General features: G+C 73.1%; 2 protein-coding genes. Both read left to right on the top strand.

What is annotated here, in order from left to right:
• Positions 1 to 951: FAD-dependent oxidoreductase (locus tag H5J33_RS31790; protein WP_220212943.1), on the top strand; the 951-nt coding region annotated here is incomplete at its 5' end.
• Between the two features lie 32 nt (positions 952 to 983).
• Complete coding sequence (locus H5J33_RS31785) at positions 984 to 2,228, top strand: cytochrome P450 (RefSeq protein WP_181798205.1); 1,245 nt, start codon at positions 984 to 986, stop codon at positions 2,226 to 2,228.
• Positions 2,229 to 2,286 lie beyond the last annotated feature (58 nt).

The raw sequence follows: 2,286 nt of genomic DNA, 5'->3' as shown, positions 1-2,286 counted from the left end.
CCTCTGCGGGCGGGGCCGCGGCGGGTGTTCGTCATCGGCGCCGGGTTCGCCGGTTCGGAGGTGGCCTCGGCCTGCCGGGAGATGGGCCTGCCGGTCACCATGGCCGAGCGGGCGGGGGCGCCGCTGGTGGGCGCGCTCGGCGGGGTGGTCGGCTCGGTCGCGGCGGATCTCGCGACGGAACACGGCGTGGACCTGCGCACCCATGTCACGGTGACCGCCCTGGAGGGGGACACGGCCGGCAGGGTGCGGGCCGTCCACCTGTCCGACGAGAGCGTGGTCGAGGCGGACGTGGTGGTGGTGTCGCTGGGGTCGCTGCGCAACACCGAGTGGCTGACCGGGTCGGGGCTGGGCGCGGGGCCGCGGGGCGTCGCCTGTGACGCGGGCTGCCGGGCCTTCGACTTCCGGGGCATCGTCACGGACGACGTCTTCGTGGCGGGCGACGTGGCGCGCTCACCGCACGCGCTGTTCGGCTACCAGTTCCTGTCGCTGGAGCACTGGGGCAACGCCGTCGCGCAGGCGGAGACGGCCGCGCACAACATGATCTGCGACGGCTCCGACCGGCGCCCGCACCTGTGGATGCCCGCGTTCTGGTCGTCGATGTTCGGGGTCAACATCAAGTCGGTCGGCGTACCGCCCATGGGCGAACAGCTGATGATCACGCAGGGCTCGCTCGCGGAGCGCCGGTTCGTCGGGGTCTACGGCCACCAGGGGCGGGTCGTGGCCGCCGTGACCTTCGACAACGCGCGCTGGCTGGAGTTCTACCAGCGGCAGATCGAGCGGGGCGCGCCGTTCCCGGTGGAGTTCCCGACACTGGACCGCCGTCCGGAGGGCCGGCAGCCGGTGCCGGCCGGTTTCCCGGACCCGTCGCTGCCGACCCACGGCCCGATGGTGACCCTCAGCGGTTACTCGCCGGCCGACCAGCAGCTGGTCTTCCACCCCACCCGGCACTGACCCGCCGGTCCCGACGCTGTCAAGGAACCGCCATGCCGCACGCCTCGCTGGCCCGCCAGATCACCGATTTCGGCAACCGCGCCGACCCTTATCCGCTGTACGCGGAGCTGCGCCGCACACCGGTGCTCCACGAGGAGGAGGACGGCCCGTACCTCATCAGCTCGTACTACGACATCGAGGCGCTGCTGCACGATCCGCGGATCAGCTCCGACGCCACGAATCTGGCCGCCGCCGGTGCGGACGGACCGGGCGAGCCGGAGGAGACGGGCGGGCTGCCGCCGTCGTTCCTGCGGCTGGACCCGCCCGAGCACGACCGGCTGCGCCGCATCGCCAACACCGGGTTCGGGCCGCCGCACCGGCCGCGCCGGATCGAGGGCATGCGCGGCGCGATGCGGGAGATCGTCACCGAGCTGATCGACGGTTTCGGCGACGCCCGCCAAGTCGACCTGGTCGACCAGTTCGCCTACCCCTTCCCGGTGACGGTGATCTGCCGACTGCTCGGGGTGCCCCGGGAGGACGAGCCGACCTTCCGCACCTGGGTGGACCCGCTGGTCGCGAGCCTGGACCCGGAGAAGAGGCCGGGCGGCCCCCAGGAGGCGGAGTACCGGCAGACCGCGCAGGAGGCGCGGATGCGGCTCGGCATGTATCTGTCCGGGCTGGTCGAGGAGCGGGCCCGGGAACCCCGCGACGATCTGCTGTCCGACCTGGTCAAGAGCCGGGGCCCGGACGGCTCCATGACGATGATGGAGGTGCTCAGCACCTCGGTGCTGCTGCTGATCGCCGGTCACGAGACCACGGTCAACCTGATCACCAACGGCATGCTGACCCTGCTGCGCCACCCGGAGGTCCTCGGGCGGCTGCGCGCGGACCCGGGGCTGTCGGTCCCCGTCGTGGAGGAGCTGCTGCGCTACGAACCGCCGGTGCAGCTGGTGCCGCAGCGCACCTGCATCACCGACATCGAGGTGCGCGGGGTCACCATCCCGAAGGGCTCGCGGATCTGGCTGATGCTGGCCGCGGGCAACCGGGACCCGGAGCGGTTCAAGGATCCCGACCGGTTCGACCCGGACCGCGGGGACATCCGGCACCTCGGCTTCGGCAGCGGCATCCACAGCTGCTTCGGCGCCCCGCTGGCCCGTCTGGAGACCCAGATCGCGCTGTCCGAGCTGGCCCGGCGGCTGGAGAACCCCCGCCTGGTGGAGGACCCGCCGCCGTACCGGGAGAACGCCGTGCTGCGCGGGCCCCGCCATCTGGACGTCGCCTTCGACGGGCTGCGCTGAGCGGCGGGAGCCGCGGGGACGCCGGGCTCCGGGAGTTGCGGGGGGCGCCGAGCGCCGA

Source organism: Streptomyces sp. WELS2 (assembly GCF_013870595.1).
Lineage (GTDB): Bacteria > Actinomycetota > Actinomycetes > Streptomycetales > Streptomycetaceae > Streptomyces.
The sequence above is the reverse complement of the archived record's forward strand: the minus strand, read 5'-3'. Positions and strand labels throughout refer to the sequence as shown.